The 15,503-nt window shown below is 31.9% G+C and carries 21 protein-coding genes and 1 pseudogene; 16 read left to right on the top strand and 6 right to left on the bottom strand.

Annotated elements, in window-relative coordinates; genetic code table 11:
- The first annotated feature begins 4 nt into the window (after positions 1 to 4).
- Both B5S50_RS03250 and B5S50_RS21450 read left to right on the top strand, forming a co-directional pair.
- Positions 5 to 652, top strand: coding sequence for a flavodoxin family protein (locus tag B5S50_RS03250; protein ID WP_217303086.1), 648 nt, complete (start codon positions 5 to 7; stop codon positions 650 to 652).
- Positions 648 to 758 (top strand): annotated as a pseudogene (locus tag B5S50_RS21450) (ferredoxin); the annotation flags it as partial. The gene B5S50_RS03250 and the pseudogene B5S50_RS21450, both read left to right, overlap by 5 nt.
- A 188-nt stretch (positions 759 to 946) precedes the next feature.
- Here the strand turns inward: B5S50_RS21450 and B5S50_RS03245 are convergent.
- Both B5S50_RS03245 and B5S50_RS21445 read right to left on the bottom strand, forming a co-directional pair.
- Positions 947 to 1,255 carry a transposase gene (locus B5S50_RS03245; RefSeq protein WP_254306689.1) on the bottom strand — a complete coding sequence of 103 codons (309 nt, stop codon included), beginning with the start codon at positions 1,253 to 1,255 and terminating at the stop codon, positions 947 to 949.
- A 52-nt stretch (positions 1,256 to 1,307) separates the two neighbouring features.
- Positions 1,308 to 1,409: a hypothetical protein gene (locus B5S50_RS21445; RefSeq protein ID WP_254306748.1), complete on the bottom strand. Its 102-nt coding sequence runs from the start codon at positions 1,407 to 1,409 to the stop codon at positions 1,308 to 1,310.
- Positions 1,410 to 1,710: 301 nt separating this feature from the next.
- Between B5S50_RS21445 and B5S50_RS03235 the strand changes: the two genes are divergently transcribed.
- The 5 genes from B5S50_RS03235 to B5S50_RS03215 all read left to right on the top strand — a co-directional run bounded on the left by B5S50_RS03235 (position 1,711) and on the right by B5S50_RS03215 (position 5,410).
- A complete protein-coding gene (locus B5S50_RS03235) occupies positions 1,711 to 2,280 on the top strand; it encodes a TetR-like C-terminal domain-containing protein (protein ID WP_217303085.1) in 570 nt (189 codons plus the stop codon).
- Positions 2,281 to 3,006, top strand: a complete 726-nt coding sequence (locus B5S50_RS03230) for an ABC transporter ATP-binding protein (protein WP_217303084.1) — start codon at positions 2,281 to 2,283, stop codon at positions 3,004 to 3,006.
- Positions 3,006 to 3,737: an ABC transporter permease gene (locus B5S50_RS03225; RefSeq protein WP_217303083.1), complete on the top strand. Its 732-nt coding sequence runs from the start codon at positions 3,006 to 3,008 to the stop codon at positions 3,735 to 3,737. The genes B5S50_RS03230 and B5S50_RS03225 overlap by 1 nt, the downstream gene beginning before the upstream one ends.
- Before the next feature lie 15 nt (positions 3,738 to 3,752).
- Positions 3,753 to 3,950, top strand: a complete 198-nt coding sequence (locus B5S50_RS03220; RefSeq protein ID WP_217303082.1) for a cysteine-rich KTR domain-containing protein — start codon at positions 3,753 to 3,755, stop codon at positions 3,948 to 3,950.
- A 377-nt stretch (positions 3,951 to 4,327) separates the two neighbouring features.
- Positions 4,328 to 5,410, top strand: coding sequence for an acyltransferase (locus tag B5S50_RS03215; RefSeq protein WP_217303081.1), 1,083 nt, complete (start codon positions 4,328 to 4,330; stop codon positions 5,408 to 5,410).
- 26 nt (positions 5,411 to 5,436) lie between these two features.
- On the opposite strand, the gene B5S50_RS03210 is transcribed toward B5S50_RS03215, so the two are convergent.
- Entirely contained in the window at positions 5,437 to 5,979 is a 543-nt protein-coding gene (locus tag B5S50_RS03210; RefSeq protein ID WP_217303080.1) for a CGNR zinc finger domain-containing protein, read from the bottom strand.
- A 129-nt stretch (positions 5,980 to 6,108) separates the two neighbouring features.
- Between B5S50_RS03210 and B5S50_RS03205 the strand changes: the two genes are divergently transcribed.
- From B5S50_RS03205 to B5S50_RS03170, 8 genes are all read left to right on the top strand, one after another.
- Positions 6,109 to 7,050, top strand: coding sequence for a 4Fe-4S double cluster binding domain-containing protein (locus B5S50_RS03205; protein WP_217303079.1), 942 nt, complete (start codon positions 6,109 to 6,111; stop codon positions 7,048 to 7,050).
- A gap of 67 nt (positions 7,051 to 7,117) precedes the next feature.
- Positions 7,118 to 7,831: a histidine phosphatase family protein gene (locus B5S50_RS03200; protein ID WP_217303078.1), complete on the top strand. Its 714-nt coding sequence runs from the start codon at positions 7,118 to 7,120 to the stop codon at positions 7,829 to 7,831.
- A gap of 350 nt (positions 7,832 to 8,181) precedes the next feature.
- Positions 8,182 to 8,979 (top strand): alkaline phosphatase family protein, encoded by a 798-nt coding sequence (locus B5S50_RS03195; protein ID WP_217303077.1) that lies wholly within the window; start codon positions 8,182 to 8,184, stop codon positions 8,977 to 8,979.
- Positions 8,980 to 9,007: 28 nt separating this feature from the next.
- A complete protein-coding gene (locus tag B5S50_RS03190) occupies positions 9,008 to 10,114 on the top strand; it encodes an extracellular solute-binding protein (protein WP_217303076.1) in 1,107 nt (368 codons plus the stop codon).
- A complete protein-coding gene (locus B5S50_RS03185) occupies positions 10,087 to 10,953 on the top strand; it encodes an ABC transporter permease subunit (RefSeq protein ID WP_063601036.1) in 867 nt (288 codons plus the stop codon). Before B5S50_RS03190 ends, B5S50_RS03185 begins: the two co-directional genes overlap by 28 nt.
- Before the next feature lie 17 nt (positions 10,954 to 10,970).
- Positions 10,971 to 11,768 (top strand): ABC transporter permease, encoded by a 798-nt coding sequence (locus B5S50_RS03180; protein ID WP_063601037.1) that lies wholly within the window; start codon positions 10,971 to 10,973, stop codon positions 11,766 to 11,768.
- A complete protein-coding gene (locus B5S50_RS03175; RefSeq protein WP_217303075.1) occupies positions 11,768 to 12,766 on the top strand; it encodes an ABC transporter ATP-binding protein in 999 nt (332 codons plus the stop codon). The genes B5S50_RS03180 and B5S50_RS03175 overlap by 1 nt, the downstream gene beginning before the upstream one ends.
- 18 nt (positions 12,767 to 12,784) lie before the next feature.
- Entirely contained in the window at positions 12,785 to 13,555 is a 771-nt protein-coding gene (locus B5S50_RS03170) for a DeoR/GlpR family DNA-binding transcription regulator (protein WP_063601039.1), read from the top strand.
- Positions 13,556 to 13,679: 124 nt separating this feature from the next.
- On the opposite strand, the gene B5S50_RS03165 is transcribed toward B5S50_RS03170, so the two are convergent.
- The 3 genes from B5S50_RS03165 to B5S50_RS03155 form a co-directional block, all read right to left on the bottom strand.
- Complete coding sequence (locus B5S50_RS03165) at positions 13,680 to 13,826, bottom strand: hypothetical protein (protein WP_217303074.1); 147 nt, start codon at positions 13,824 to 13,826, stop codon at positions 13,680 to 13,682.
- A gap of 15 nt (positions 13,827 to 13,841) precedes the next feature.
- Entirely contained in the window at positions 13,842 to 14,000 is a 159-nt protein-coding gene (locus B5S50_RS03160; RefSeq protein WP_023161945.1) for a hypothetical protein, read from the bottom strand.
- A 62-nt stretch (positions 14,001 to 14,062) separates the two neighbouring features.
- The gene (locus tag B5S50_RS03155; RefSeq protein ID WP_167351546.1) at positions 14,063 to 14,200 is read right to left on the bottom strand and encodes a CPC_1213 family protein; all 138 of its coding nucleotides are present in this window, start codon (positions 14,198 to 14,200) and stop codon (positions 14,063 to 14,065) included.
- Between the two features lie 208 nt (positions 14,201 to 14,408).
- Here B5S50_RS03155 and B5S50_RS03150 point away from each other — a divergent pair, with 208 nt between their 5' ends.
- The gene (locus B5S50_RS03150) at positions 14,409 to 15,410 is read left to right on the top strand and encodes a DUF4003 domain-containing protein (protein WP_217303073.1); all 1,002 of its coding nucleotides are present in this window, start codon (positions 14,409 to 14,411) and stop codon (positions 15,408 to 15,410) included.
- Positions 15,411 to 15,503: the final 93 nt, after the last annotated feature.

The raw sequence follows: 15,503 nt of genomic DNA, 5'->3' as shown, positions 1-15,503 counted from the left end.
TGATATGAAAGTAATAGCTATTAATGGAGGTCCTAGAAAAAATCATAATACAGCAACTTTATTAAATAAGGTTCTTGAAGGAGCTGCTTCTCAAGGGGCTGAAACAGAAATTATTCATCTGTATGAGTTAAACTTTAAAGGTTGTACTAGTTGTTTTGCATGTAAATTAAAAGGAGGTAAAAGTTACGGTAAATGTGCCAGGGTAGATGATCTTTCTTCTGTACTAAAAAAGCTGGATACAGCAGATGCAGTGGTTTTAGGTTCGCCTATATATTTGGGTAATGTTACGGGTGAAACAAGATCATTTATAGAAAGGTTATTTTTCCCGTTGATAGAGTATACTAATCATCCTACGCTTCTACCTAGAAATATTTCTGCAGCATTAATATATACAATGAACATATCTGAAGAGAAAATGAAAAATATATGTTTAGATAAATATCTTGAATCTAACGAAATTCTATTTAAAAAATTCTTTGGAAAATGTAAAACATTGTATTGTACTGATACTTACCAATTTAATGATTATTCAAAGGTAGTTTCAGATATGTTTGATTATGAAAAAAAGTTAAAAAGGCATAAAGAAGTATTTCCCAAAGATTGTGCTAAAGCATTTGATATAGGAATTGAATTTGTGAAACACAAGATTTAATATTTCCAAAGATAAAGTAATAACAGGTGCACTTATGGTTGGATATCCTAAATACAAGTATAAAAGGTTAGTAGATCGTAATAAATTGGATGTTGCATTTATATAAATATAAAAATGAGGCTGTTGCATTAGCATAAAAAATATGCTAACGCGGCAGCGTTTTTGTGTATGTCTCATAGAAAATTTAATGATATTTTACTCTCCAATAAGCTCGATAATTAAAAAGTGGCACAATTTAATAAGCCTTTGATATTAAGGCTTATTTTGATTTGTATAGTTTTTAAAATTTAAAAATTATGCTTCCTTTTTAAGCTGAAAAAGATGTGTTCCAGTTCTATCTGATTGAATTTTATTATGCAGCTTATTTATATTATGTGCCATTGCTAACAGAATACTTTCGGCCAAAACATTCTTCTTACATTTACTTAGATATCTACGAAATCCCATATCCTGATTTATCTCTGCAAAAGAGCCTTCGGCTTGAATACTTCGATCCATTATGTCCTTTATACATTTACTCTTGTAAACACAGTTACTACAATCTTCAGAAGCATAAATTGTTTTTTCACTTATATAGCCTGTCTTGCTTTTTCTCTTTACCATTTTATTTACTATTAGTTTCTTATTATTTTTACAAGTATAATAATCACCCAATTCAGTATTGATCTGGTACTGGTGAACCTTCTAGAAGGTACATGAAATTTACATCTCTTTTGCAAGAGGTTTCCATTTCTCTAGAAGAATAGCTATGATTCATATAAGAATAAAGTACAATCTTCAGCATCTGACGAGGCGTAGCCTGATTTTCCCTTAATCGGGAATAAGTCGAATATAAATCTTTCACTCTTCAGAGTGGGAGATTTATTTTTTAGGCAAAAAGGCTGCCACACTAATTTTTTAGTGCGACAGCCCCCTACTTGCCATTTAGCGTTATAGAAACGTTTATAATATTAATCCGCAGCCTTCTATTGACAAAATAAAAATATTCAATTAAAATATCATAAGATATATAACTTAAGATATATAACTTACGATATATTATGAAAGGGGGGAGTAGAATGGCGCCGAAAATCAAAATAGCCAAAGCCGATATTATAACGGCTTCTCTTGCTATTGTTCGTGAAAGTGGAGTAGAAGCTTTGAACGCCAGATCTGTGGCCCAAAAATTAAACTGTTCCACACAGCCGATTTTTAGCAACTATTCCACGATGGAAGATTTAAAAGCGGATGTAATGCAATCGGCAAAGCAGATTTATCAGCAATTTATTGAAAGAGGCATGGAAGATTCCGCCTATCCGCCGTACAAAGCAAGTGGTATCTACTATATTAAGTTTGCCAGAGAGGAAAAAGAACTGTTCAAACTGCTTTTTATGCGTGATCGGTCTCATGAAGAAATAAAAGAGGAACGAGAGGACATTTCTAAACTTTTACACCTCATTTCAGCTAATACCGGAATGAGTTTGGATGATGCCTTTATGTTTCACATTGAAATGTGGACCTATGCTCACGGAATTGCCACAATGAGTGCTACATCCTATCTGGATTTGGGGTGGGATATGATCAGTATGATGTTGACCGACGCATACGAGAGCATGAAAGAACGATATAAAAATAAGGAGGGCAAGTAAATGGATGCGATTGTTATGAGTAACTTAACTAAAAAATATAAAGACATAACTGCTGTCAATGACCTAAGCTTATCAATTCAGGCCGGAGAATTATTTTCACTTTTGGGTGTAAACGGAGCGGGTAAAACTACGACAATAAAAATGCTTTCATGTCTTACACGGCCTACAAGTGGCGATGCGGTATTGAGTGGCAAAAGCATTACTAAAGATACGCAGGCAGTAAAGTCAATAATCGCTGTTTCACCACAAGAAACAGCTGTTGCACCTAATTTGACCGTAAAAGAGAATCTAGGGCTTATGGCAGGCGCTCATGGTTTTTCAAACGAAAAAGCTAAAGCCAAAATAACAGAGCTGATTGGTCAATTTGGCTTACACGAAATCGCAAATAAGCAAGCAAAGAAACTTTCAGGCGGCTGGCAACGTAAGCTTAGTATTGCAATGGCTTTGATTTCCGAACCGCAAATTTTGTTTTTAGATGAGCCAACGTTGGGACTGGACGTTTTGGCACGAAGCGATTTATGGGATATCATTCGTTCTCTTAAAGGAAGAATTACAATAATCTTGACAACGCACTATATGGAAGAAGCAGAATCACTTTCAGACCATATCGCCATTATGAAGAACGGTAAGCTCTTATTTGCAGGAACGGCCGATGAAATCAAAATTAAAGCCGGAACGGATCGCTTTGAAGACGCTTTCGTGAAACTTGTCAAGGAGGGAGTGTAATGAGAATGCTTTCTTTTTTCACACGTACAACAAAGGAAATCCTGCGTGACCCTTTAAATGTGGCATTAGGTATAGGATTCCCGTTAGTCGTCCTTCTGTTGTTGTCTGAGATACAAGCAAATATCCCTATCAGCCTTTTCAAGATAGACAAGCTTGTGCCGGGAATATCTGTATTCGGGTTATCCTTTATGACGTTGTTTTCTTCAATGTTGATAGCAAAAGACCGGTCAAGTGCTTTGATTCAAAGATTATACACTACACCCTTAACTGCAAGTGATTATATCTTGGGATATGCGCTCCCCCTTATTCCGATTTCATTGGCGCAAAGCGTAATTTGCTACATTACGGCCATCTTTTTAGGATTGAAGATTACTATAAACATTGTCTATGCGATTCTCTTTTCCGTACCGATTGCGTTATTCTTTATTACATTAGGACTTCTGTTTGGAAGTATCTTTAATGACAAGCAGGTAGGTGGTATCTGCGGACCGTTACTTACAAACTTAGCAGCATGGCTTTCAGGAACATGGTTTGATTTAGGCCTTGTTGGAGGTCTATTTAAAAAAATAGCATACGCTTTACCGTTTGTGCACGCTGTTGAACTTGGACGAGCCGTTTTGGGGGGCAACTTTGAAGGAATATTCCCGCATATATGGTGGGTGCTTGGATATGCTGGTTTGACTGTAGTCATATCTATCTTTGTATTCACCCGAAAGATGAAAATTAATTGAGCTTAATAAAGAGCTATGAGAACAGAATGGTTATTGTGTCCTGTATGCGAAAATAAAACCCGCATTAGGGTACGTGGTGATACAACTATTGAAAACTTTCCTCTATTCTGCCCGAAGTACAAGCAGGAAACGCTAATCAATGTACGACAACTAAATATGTCAGTTATCAAAGAGCCAGACGCTAAGACGCAGAGCCACGGGTCTAATGTTTAATCTACGACAGGCGACATCTTGATTACGTGGATTTCATAGGCGGTTTGACCGACGCGGCTATGAATCACCCACAGGCGGATACCGCCGATCTCGTAATTAGGATGGAAAGGTACCGGCAGCTTTATACGGCTATCGGTCAACTTCCCGAGGTATAGCGCCGGAGGCTACTTTTACATTTTGTGGACAATCTGACGTACCGGCAGATTTCCGAATTAGAAGGTGCTGATCGCAGCACTGTAGGCTGTTCCATCAAACATGCCTTAATCCAACTGCAAAAGTATCTCACCGATTTAGTTGTATTTTGAATATGAATTTGATATTATAGGCAGGTAAAGCAAAGTAAGTAAATAACTTTTTATGTAGGAGTATAATTTTTAATGGAGAAAACTATAAGGCGATGCGACATGGATTGGATACGAACAGTTGCAGTTCTTCTGATAATTCCATTTCATGCATCAATAATTTTTGATACTAATCCAAAAGCAATTATGTATATCCGTTCGGGAGTAAACATATTTGGATTAAATATATTTGAAATGTTTTTGGATCGTTTCCAAATGACATTATTATTCTTTTTAGCGGGAATGGCAGCTTATTATTCACTAAAAAGGCGTGATAATAAACAGTTTTTGCAAACTCGTGGGAAAAAGCTATTTCTACCTGTGATTATTGGATCTTTAACACTTTGTCCAATAACTACATATATCTATAGCAAATCTCAAGGGAGCAGCGAGAGTTTTATTCATCACTACATAGGATTTTTCACAAAACCAGTTGGCAGCCTTGATGGATTAAATGGTGGATATACACCTATGCATCTTTGGTTTATACTCTACCTATTTTTATTTTCATTAATTGGTTTACCTATATTTAGGTTTATTATGAATGAAAGATATGAGAAAATGGTGGACAAGTTTGCAAATATTTTTTCAAAGCCTATGCTGTTACTTACATGGGTAATACCATATTCTTTAATATTTCTTGTAGATATATTAGATGAACGTAATCCAATAGCATATTTTTTTGTTATGATTATTGGTTTCATATGTGCAAGCAATGAAAAACTTCAAAGAGCTTTAGAGCGTGATAAATGGGTCTATCTTATTTTGAGTTTTAGCTTAATGCTACTCTTGTATTTTTGGGTTTTCCAAGGAGGGGAAAAAGGTACAATATTTGTTCTTTATCTAAAATATTTTATTATAAAGTCAGCGCGAATAGTACCTAGTTTCGCTATTGTAGGTTTAGGAAGTTGCTACATAAAAAGAGGTGGAAAAGTACTTAGGTATTTATCAAAAGCATCTTTTCCAATTTACATTATACACATGATAGTTGTAACTACTTTAGGATATTTCATAATAAGGATGAAGGTTTTACCAATAGTTCAATACTTTGCAATTGTAATACTTTCATATATGATATGTTTCTTGATATATGAAGGATATAGGAGATTTAGAAAATGACATGATTAAATTGAGTTTTGATCATGTCATTTTTTCTGTTTTCTATTTTCTCTAAATCTGCGAACTTTTATAAGAGTTGCGCAGGTATTGTCACACCATTTTCGTGTATGACTTTTACTTTCATCATAAAAAACCCATCTACAGTCAGGATTTTCACAAAGTTTAATTCTGTCTATATCGTATTTTGAAATCATTTGAGCAAAAGAAGAAATTATTTCAAATATGATTAGATCTGAATTGGATTTAACTGGAACAGTTTTTATGCAAAATCTATCTCTACTTTTTTCTAATATTTTATAAAATGAAGAAGCTTTAAGATAAACATTTATTTTATTTATATCTTCTAAATCTAATGTTTTTTTTGTATATAGTTTATTTGTAAGGTAACTTAAAAAATCCCTAAGTTCTAATAATTTATTAATCATTTCTTTATCAGGTATATTAACAGCTGCTAAATTCCATTTTGCACAAAAATCTTTTAACCAATTTTCATCCTTTAGGGGATCCTTAAAAATTTTATGAGTTTTGTACCATTGACTATTGATAAAATCCATACATAAGAACTCCATTTTGAGTAACCTCCATTAGCTATATTGACCGTTACCGGGATTGATGTTATTATTCAATTATACCAATGTAACTGCATTATGTAAAATTGATAGTTACACTATACATATTAAGAAGAGGGGTGCAGGCAAATGAAAAACTATGCAAATAATTTCATAAAGAAGGTTGAAGAATATGGTTTTAAGGCACAAGTTATCTCCTTTAAACATATGGAAGAAATAAAATTAGACATAGAAAATATGAAACAAACTTATGAAGATATAAATGTTAATATTGGGAAGTATTTAAATAAGTTTGATTATAAAGTATCAGATGATTTTTTAAAACCAAAATCAATTATTATTATAGCGGTTCCACAGCCAGCAGCAAGAGTATATTTTACTTTAGGCTTAAAAAAGTATGCTGTAATTATGCCGCCAATGTATTTATTAAATTCAAGCAGTGAATTTGAGAAAAAACATAAGAAAATATGTGAGATAACTGAAATTGTTGAGAACATACTTTCCTATGAAAATTTTAAGGCAATTAAGGTTAATATTCCATGTAAGCCTTTAGCAGTAAAAAGTGGACTAGGTGCATATGGAAAAAATAATATTTGTTATATAAATGGTGAAAGCAGCTTTTATTGGCTTGGAGTATATGTATCAGATATGCCCTGGGAAAATGACTCCTGGGGAGAGTATACCGTTATGGAAGCATGTAAAAATTGTGATCTGTGTTTAAAAAATTGTCCTACAGGGGCAATAGCAGAAGATAGATTTATAGTACATGCTAATAAATGTATTACACTTCAAAATGAAGATAGCGGAGATTTCAAAAAAAGCTTAAGACCAGAGTGGCACAATTGCTTAATAGGTTGTATGAGATGTCAAATTATCTGTCCTGCAAATAAAAAATGTATAACTAGCATAAAGGATATTACCGAATTTAATGATTGGGAGACAAGAAAAATACTTGCAAAAACTCCATTAGAGGAATTGCCAGAAACAACCTACAAAAAGCTAGAATCAATTAGTTTTATAGAAGACTATAAATTACTTCAACGCAATTTGAAAGTTTTAATAATGAAATGATTTAAAAGATAAGTTATAATAATCATAATATGGCATATATTGTGCAGATATAATTATGGAGGAGAAGATGAGCAGTAATAATAAAAGTAAAATTACTTTATATTTAATGAGACATGGACAAACCATTTTAAACAAAGCTAATAGAACTCAGGGATGGTGCGATGGAGTTCTTACCAAGGCAGGAATTGAGGTAGCTGTAAATACAGGGCTTGGACTTAGCAATGTTAAATTTAAAGCAGCCTACAGCAGTGATTTGGGTAGGGCAGTGAAAACTGCAAAAATTGTTATAAAGGAAAATAGGGCAAGTGAAAATTTACAGTTAAAAGAACTTGAAGGACTAAGAGAAATGTATTTTGGAAAATACGAAGGAGAGCTTGAGAGTATAATGTTTAACGATATACTTAGCTACCTTAATGTAAGCTCCTTTAAGGAAGCAGAAGAAAAGTATGATTTCCAAAGAGAATACTGCAATTCATGTGCAACTTTGGATGATACAAAGGAAGCGGAGTGTTATGATACAGTAATAAAAAGAGTTATGAAAACACTAACAGGGATATGCATGGAAAATTCTGATGGTGAGAGTGGAAATATACTTGTAGTAGCTCACGGTGGAATAATTAGATTGATTATTGATTATTTGGACAAGAATTTTAATGTGCGAGATATGGATAATTCAAGTATATCCAAGATTACATATGAAAATGGAAATTTTAAAGTAGAATCTGTAAATGACACTAGTTATAGTGAAAAAGGTAAAGCTATGAAATGTGTTTTGGAATAATCAAGTGATTCTTAGGTTCAGATGGAGTTTGCTTATAAGGATAACTTCCTCCAGCTGAACCTTAGAAGAACTTATCCAGGTGCGTAGCAGTGCTTACCCCCACTTTGATAGAAGATGAGGGTGTTAGCAATGGTAGCCGATCGGATAAAATTGAAAGTGGCATAATCAAGTAAAGTTTTATTTGATTATGTCATTTTTCATTATCTGAATAAATTTTCGCTTATAAAAATAAATTATGTTGAATTGTGCGGAATTGGATTGATTTACATGGAATTAACTTATTTGTAAAGTTGTCTTAACAAGCTAAGTGCATAATTCTAGTTGTAGACAACTTGAAAGGAGATTAGTGTATGAAAAAGTTAATATTTATACTACTAGATGGACTTACGAGAAAAGGTGCAAAAGATCATATGGGATATTTATGGCATATGGTTGAATACAAAAAAGCTAAATATGTAAATATAAGAGGTGAACTTCCCAGTCTTTCCAGGCCTTGTTATGAAACCATATTTACTGGTACACCTGTGTGTGAACATGGTATAACATCTAATAATATTACACGCAATTCAAATATGGAGAATATTTTTTCTTTAGCTAGAAAAAGTAATTTAACTACAGGAGCTGCAGCTTATAGCTGGATAAGTGAATTGTATAATATAAGTCCCTTTAATAATATGCGTCATAGGCAACTTCATGATGATGATTTGAATATTCAACATGGTATTTATTATTTTGATGACAGTTATCCTGATACTCATTTATTTCTAGACGGAGAATATTTAAGAAATACATATTGCCCAGACTTGTTGTTGATTCATCCTATGGGATTGGATTTTGTTGGACATAAGTATGGTTCTAGTTCTAGAGAATATGAAGCAAAGTTGGTTGAAATGGACAGCATTCTAGCCAATTTAATACCATTGTGGTTAAAAGATGAATATTCAATAATAGTAACTTCTGATCATGGAATGAGTGAATTAGGGAATCATGGTGGCAATGTTGATTTGCTTAGAAACTTACCCTTATTCATATTTGACAACAGTGTAGATTTTGAAAAAGAAGAATACTCACAGCTTATAGTCGCACCACTAATATGTGAAATACTTAAAATAGATCCGTCACCCTATATGAAATTTAAATTTAAGTAATAATACAAAAGTTTAAAGGAGCGAAGATATGTTAAAAAATTCCAAAAGAGCCATAATATTAAGTTTAATTGTTACATCAATATTTACATCTACACTTGCAGGATGTGGAACCAAAAGAGATGCTGTAAAAACAAATAATAATGATGCACAGCTTCAAGTAAGGCCTACAAAAGAAGCTGTAAAAAAAGAAGGAAAACTTATTTCTTATGGTATGCCTGATACTTGGGCAAACTATAGCGAAATTTTTAAAAATGTTGAAAATCAATATGGAATAATTCATCAAGATACAGACATGACAAGTGTAGAAGAACTTTCAAAATTCAAAGCTGAAAAAGATAAACCAGTAGGTGACATAGGTGATGTGGGAATAACTTTTGGTGATATTGCTAAATCTCAAAATATAGTACAACCTTATAAAAACAAATACTGGAATGATGTCCCTGACTGGGCTAAAGATAAAGATGGATATTGGACAGGTGCTTATACAGGAACTATAGCCTTTTTTGTAAACAAGAAGCTTGTAAAAGACGTACCTCACAGTTTTAAAGAGCTTTTAAATCCTGAATATAAAAAATGTATATCTGTAGGAGATGTAATGAAGGCTGCAGAATCACAAAATGCTGTACTTGCGGCAGCATATGCAAATGGTGGAGATGAAAAAAATATTCAGCCGGGTATTGATTTTTTTAAAAAGTTAAATGCTATGGGCAATTTAAACAATGTTGATGAAAAAGTAAGCAATTTTCAAAAAGGAGAAATTCCAATTGGTATTGTGTGGGATTTTAATGCTTTAAATTATAAAAAGCAAATTGATCAAGCAGGTGATTATGAAGTCGTAATTCCTACTGATGCAACAGTTATGAGTGCTTATGTATCGATAATAAACAAATATGCTCCTCATCCAAATGCAGCTAAAGCTTTCCAGGATTATTTATTTAGCGATCAAGGCCAAATAAATTTAGCTAAGGGATTTGCAAGGCCTATTAGAAAAGTTAATATTCCTGAAGATGTAAAAAAACAAATGATGCCAGATAGTGATTATAAATCTGCAAAAACTATAAAGGATTATGCTGTGTGGAATAAAACATGTAAGGAGATACCGGACTTATGGAAACAAAATATATTAGCACAATAAAAAATGAAATAAGAAGGAGAAGCCTTTTATGGCTTCCTTTCATATTTTTAATAATTTTAGTTTTATCATTTGAAATAATACCTGGAATTTATGTATTAATAAATAGCTTTATTACAAATAGTGGAATAGGACTTTCTAACTATATAAAAGTGTTTACAAGTAAATTTTATTTAATGTCTTTAACGAATGGGTTAACTGTATCTATTTGTTCATCGCTAGTTGGTTTGATTATAGGTACTTGTGCTGCAATATGCTTAAAATCGTTAAAGAAGGATATTGCAGAAAGATTAGTTTCTATTGTGAACATGACTTCTAACTTTTCCGGAGTACCTCTTGCCTTTGCTTTTATTGTATTACTTGGAGCTAATGGTTTGATTACCATATTTTTTAAAAGCAAACTAGGCATTAATTTATACAGCAGTGGATTTGACTTATATTCTTGGATGGGAATAATTCTTGTGTATATATACTTTCAAATTCCTTTGGCAATAATGCTTATGTATCCTGCTGTTTATGCAATAAATGACGATATCATAGAAGCAGCTTCAACGCTTGGTGCAAGTAAATTTACTATTTGGACTAAAATAGAAATACCTACATTACTACCTTCATTAGCTGGAAGTTTGTGTATCCTTTTGGCAAATTCACTAGGTGCCTATGCAACTGCTTATGCTCTAGTTGGTTCTAATAAAAATCTAGTTGCAATAACTATTGCAAATCTTGTATCTAATGATATAGCTTCTGATCCCTCACTAGCTAGTGCATTATCTATGGTTTTAGGTGGAATTTTAATGATATTTGTTTTTGTAAAAATTAAACTTATTAAAAACATAGATTAAATTTTGGAGGAAAAGAAATGAAAAAGAGTATAGGAAAAAAGATTTTTTTAGTACTATTATTTATATATTTATTTGTACCAATGCTGGCTATAATTCTGTTTTCTGTGGCAGGCAGTTGGGATACAACTATTTTGCCTACAAGCTATACTTTTAAATACTATAGTTTGATATTAGGAAATTCTCAATTTAAATTAGCATTATTAAGAAGTACAGTTATAAGCATTTTGACTTGTTTAGTAAGTATTATCATTATGGTTCCAAGCATATACCTTGCTAGTTTACATTTTAAAAAGTTGGAAAAGATTTTTGATGTATTGTCATTACTCCCTTTTATTATGCCAGGTGTGGTACTTGTTATAGGGCTTATCCAGATCTATTCTAAAGACCCTATAAATATATCTGGAACCATGTGGATATTATTAGGAGCATATTTTATTATATGTTTACCATTTATGTATCACTCTATAAGAAATAGTTTTAGGGGAATAAATGCACCTAATCTTAAGGAAGCTGCAATGATTTTAGGCTGCACTGAATTTCAAGCATTTATTAAGGTTATAGTGCCAAATATAATGAGAGGATTGATATCTGCAGTACTTTTATGTGTAGCAATATTATTTGGTGACTTTGCCTTAGTTAACCTATTGGTTGGCAGCTCATACCAGACTGTTCAGATGTATCTTTATAATATTTTAAGCCAAAATGGACATGCAGCTAGTGCAGTTGTAACAATTTATACAATTGTTATATTTGTTATTTCATATATTACAACAGTATTAACAACGCCAGGAAAAAAATGGAGGGTTAAAGAATAATGGACTATATTTTAATAAAGGAGCTAAATAAGAATTTTAATAAAGTAAAAGCTTTATCCAATATAAATATTAGCATAAAAAAGGGTGAATTTGTATCATTACTTGGACCATCCGGCTGTGGAAAGAGTACTTTGCTTAGAATAATAGCTGGACTAGAAGATCCAAGTAGTGGAGAAATTTCTGTAAATAATAATGATTTAGTAAACATTCCAGTTAATAAAAGAAATATGGGGATGGTATTCCAAAGTTATTCTTTATTTCCCAATATGACTGCTAGAGAGAATATAGCTTTTGGACTTAAATTAAAAAAAGTACCACAAGAAGAAATAAAAATTAAAGTTGAAGAAATTATAAATTTAGTTGGTCTCAATGGACGTGAAAATCATTATCCAAGCCAACTTTCTGGAGGACAACAACAAAGAGTAGCACTTGCAAGGGCTTTAGTAGTAAGTCCTGATGTACTCTTACTTGATGAACCACTAAGTGCTTTAGATGCTCAAATACGAATTACCTTGAGAAAGTTAATAAAGGAAATTCATAATAAATTTAAAATAACAACACTTTTTGTTACACATGATCAAGAAGAGGCTTTATCTATTTCAGATAGAATATTTATTATGAATAAAGGAGAAATTGTTCAGTATGGTACCCCGGAAGAAATTTATAAAAATCCGGAGACAAAATTTGTTGCAAATTTTGTTGGAACTTATAATCTTTTAACACCTAAATTTTTAAATCAACCTGAGGATTGTAGTAATATTTTTATACGACCTGAACATATTAGCATTATTTTGGAAGATACGGTAATTGGTAAAAACACCTTCAGTGGAGTTATTAGAAATGTATATTTTTTAGGCAATATTGTTAGACTAAATGTAATTGTAAATGGTACGATGCTGCTAATTGATACGTTAAATAGATGCGATAATGTTTATTATGAAGGTGAAAAAATAAATGTCTATGTTCCAAGTGATAAATGTTTAAAAATAAAAAGTTAGAAATCTGGAGGAAAATAAATGCTTGCTGGAGAACGACAGGAACAAATATTTAGGCTTATAAGAGAGCAAAAAAATATAAAAACATCTGAACTTATGGAAATTTTTAATGTTTCCAACGAAACTATAAGGAGAGACTTAGATTATCTTGAACAACAAGGTTGTCTAAAGAAAGTATATGGTGGTGCAATTTTAACTAAAAAATTAAGCTGGGAACCTTCATATAATGAGAGAGCATTAATAAATAAAGAAGAAAAAAAGGCAATTGGAATAGAATGTGCTAAGTTAATAAATGATAATGATATAATTTTTATGGATTTAGGTACAACTCCCCTGGAGGTTGTAAAGAATTTAAGAGACAAGCTAAATTTGACTATTTTTACTACTTCCCTTTACGTGGCAGGGTTTGTAACTGAGCAATTAGATGCAAAATGTATAATTTTAGGTGGAGAAGTTAGAAAAAAAGAAAAATGTTTAAATGGTCCTCTTACTGAACTTGTTTTAGAACATCTTCATTTTGACAAGGCAATACTTTCAGCAGGTGGAATTGATGATGAAATTGGTCTTAGTGATTATGATTTAAATGATGTAAGTGTAAAAAAGAAGGTAGTAAATTGTGTGGATGAAGCCATAGTAGTTTCTGATTCTTCTAAATTTGGTGTAAAAGCCCTTTCACAAGTAGTACCATTAAAAAATTTATCAGTTATAGTCACAGATAACAATATAGATGAAAAGTGGAAGGAAGAGATAATTAAAAGTGGTGTAAATTTGATGATTTGTAATTTAAACTAAAAACTCAGTCTCAATTTGTAAAAAGTGTTTTGTGTGATGAGAGGGGCTGCTGCAATAGCCCTGATTAAAAATTGAGACTTGACAATGTTGGCGTACTAATGACTAGCAGCAGACTCCTTAAATATTAAAAATGCTTTGTAATTTCATGTTGTATTCTGCTTATTTCTTTAGGTCTTAATCCGGTTTCGTCTTTGATTTCTTTATCGGTTTTACCAGAAATAAGCATTTCTCTAGCTTTTTTCTTTTTTTCATCTAAGCTATTATCACTCATGCATAGAACCCCTTTCTACATTTTGCCTTCCATTTTCATTCTAGCTTTAGTTACATCATGTTCATTGAGACCAGTAACTTCTTTTATCTCTCCCATACCTGTACCTTTATGAAGTAAATCTTTAGCTTTTTCCATGGCTTTTTCATGATGACCTTTATTTTGATGTGATTTCATCGCTTAAGCCTCCTAATTTGTTTTATTAATAACTTTGTATATAGAATGTTAATTTTCAAAAATTAATCTAAATGTTTTTCTGGTGGAGAACCAAACTTTATTCTTGAACTTTCATCCTGAGGGTCATGGTTTATATTTTTCTTTTTAAATCTATTGTCTTCTTTTTTATTATTAGTAGTCTTACGCATTTTATTTTGCACAATTGTCTCTCCTTTCTAATACAATGTAGGTTTTCCCCAAAACTAGTTTTTATGCTTGGTTTTAAATAGTATAAGTTTACTTTCCTAATATATTTAGTAAATCTTAAGATTTACTTTATTATTTTTTGAATATTTTATTTTAATATGTATATACAAAATAAATATTTTAAGTAATAATGATATTAAGTTAAATAGGGAGGGAATTATAGTGGATATAAGATTGAAAGAAAAGGTAGAACTAATGGTAGAAAACTATAGTGAACTTAAAAGTAATTTTAAATGGGATACAAGCTTGTTAAAGCACTTTTGTGCAATGATGCATGCAACAAGAGGTGAAAAGGTAAATATAGATAAAATTGAAGAAATAAAAAAGTATATAAAGCAGGAAACAGGATGGACATCTGATTATAGAGGAAATAATGAGCTTATTATGGCTACCCTTCTATGCTTTGAGGAAGATTATAAAGGATTTTTTCAAAAAATGCTTGAAATTCATGAAAAAATGAAGGGGGAAGGTTTTAAAAAAAGCGCATATCTGCCGCTGGCTACTTATACTTTTGCAAAAGATGTTACTAGAGAGTATTGGAATTCTAAAATCGAGAGAATGAAAGAGTTCTATAAAAATATGAAAGAAAATCATTTTTGGCTAACTTCTACTGATGATTATGTTTTTGCTGCAGTACTTGCTGCTTCGGATTTAGATGTAAGACAAACTATGGGAAAAGTAGAAGAGTGCTATAAAGAATTAAATAAAGAAGGATTTTGGAAGGGAAATGATCTTCAGACATTATCTCATATTTTGTCACTTGGAGAAGAATCTGTTTATGAAAAATGCAAGAAGGCAAATAGACTTTATAATAAGCTTAAAAGTGAAAAATGCAGTCTTAGATACAATGGCCTGGCAACACTAGGAGTGTTAACTCTTATTGCAGATGATGAAGATCAAATAGTTAGAGAAATAAAAGAAGTCAATGATTTTATTCATAAGAAGCCTGGATATGGAATGTGGAGTTTAGATAAATATACTAAAACAATTCTTTCAGCTAATTTAGTTTGTGACTTCTATGTAGATGGTATGAAAAGGGGAGTAATTAAAGTAGCTTTAGCAAATAGTATTAATGCTATTATTATTGCTCAAGAACAGGCAGCAATTGCAGGATGTGTTGCCGCTGCAGCTGCTGCGTCAGCTTCTTCATCAAGTTCATCATAGATAAATTCAAACAGGGATTTTTTGTTAGGCAGGATTGTTTTAGAAATAATCAATCCTGCTTGACTAGCTTTACCATAAGCCAATGTTATTGTT

Source organism: Clostridium sp. 001, from assembly GCF_019056555.1.
Classification (GTDB): Bacteria; Bacillota; Clostridia; order Clostridiales; family Clostridiaceae; genus Clostridium_B; species Clostridium_B ragsdalei.
The sequence above is the reverse complement of the archived record's forward strand: the minus strand, read 5'-3'. Positions and strand labels throughout refer to the sequence as shown.

Excerpts from the sequence above, each read along its gene's own strand:
- B5S50_RS03160 (WP_023161945.1), bottom strand. The coding sequence starts at position 14,000 with ATGAAATCACATCAAAATAAAGGTCATCATGAAAAAGCCATGGAAAAA.
- B5S50_RS03235 (WP_217303085.1), top strand. The coding sequence starts at position 1,711 with ATGGCGCCGAAAATCAAAATAGCCAAAGCCGATATTATAACGGCTTCT.
- B5S50_RS03195 (WP_217303077.1), top strand. The coding sequence starts at position 8,182 with ATGAAAAAGTTAATATTTATACTACTAGATGGACTTACGAGAAAAGGT.
- B5S50_RS03185 (WP_063601036.1), top strand. The coding sequence starts at position 10,087 with ATGGAAACAAAATATATTAGCACAATAAAAAATGAAATAAGAAGGAGA.
- B5S50_RS03250 (WP_217303086.1), top strand. The coding sequence starts at position 5 with ATGAAAGTAATAGCTATTAATGGAGGTCCTAGAAAAAATCATAATACA.
- B5S50_RS03205 (WP_217303079.1), top strand. The coding sequence starts at position 6,109 with ATGAAAAACTATGCAAATAATTTCATAAAGAAGGTTGAAGAATATGGT.
- B5S50_RS03225 (WP_217303083.1), top strand. The coding sequence starts at position 3,006 with ATGAGAATGCTTTCTTTTTTCACACGTACAACAAAGGAAATCCTGCGT.
- B5S50_RS03215 (WP_217303081.1), top strand. The coding sequence starts at position 4,328 with ATGGAGAAAACTATAAGGCGATGCGACATGGATTGGATACGAACAGTT.
- B5S50_RS03200 (WP_217303078.1), top strand. The coding sequence starts at position 7,118 with ATGAGCAGTAATAATAAAAGTAAAATTACTTTATATTTAATGAGACAT.
- B5S50_RS03170 (WP_063601039.1), top strand. The coding sequence starts at position 12,785 with ATGCTTGCTGGAGAACGACAGGAACAAATATTTAGGCTTATAAGAGAG.
- B5S50_RS03190 (WP_217303076.1), top strand. The coding sequence starts at position 9,008 with ATGTTAAAAAATTCCAAAAGAGCCATAATATTAAGTTTAATTGTTACA.
- B5S50_RS03210 (WP_217303080.1), bottom strand. The coding sequence starts at position 5,979 with ATGGAGTTCTTATGTATGGATTTTATCAATAGTCAATGGTACAAAACT.
- B5S50_RS03180 (WP_063601037.1), top strand. The coding sequence starts at position 10,971 with ATGAAAAAGAGTATAGGAAAAAAGATTTTTTTAGTACTATTATTTATA.
- B5S50_RS21445 (WP_254306748.1), bottom strand. The coding sequence starts at position 1,409 with ATGAATCATAGCTATTCTTCTAGAGAAATGGAAACCTCTTGCAAAAGA.
- B5S50_RS03245 (WP_254306689.1), bottom strand. The coding sequence starts at position 1,255 with ATGGTAAAGAGAAAAAGCAAGACAGGCTATATAAGTGAAAAAACAATT.
- B5S50_RS03175 (WP_217303075.1), top strand. The coding sequence starts at position 11,768 with ATGGACTATATTTTAATAAAGGAGCTAAATAAGAATTTTAATAAAGTA.
- B5S50_RS03220 (WP_217303082.1), top strand. The coding sequence starts at position 3,753 with ATGAGAACAGAATGGTTATTGTGTCCTGTATGCGAAAATAAAACCCGC.
- B5S50_RS03230 (WP_217303084.1), top strand. The coding sequence starts at position 2,281 with ATGGATGCGATTGTTATGAGTAACTTAACTAAAAAATATAAAGACATA.
- B5S50_RS03165 (WP_217303074.1), bottom strand. The coding sequence starts at position 13,826 with ATGAGTGATAATAGCTTAGATGAAAAAAAGAAAAAAGCTAGAGAAATG.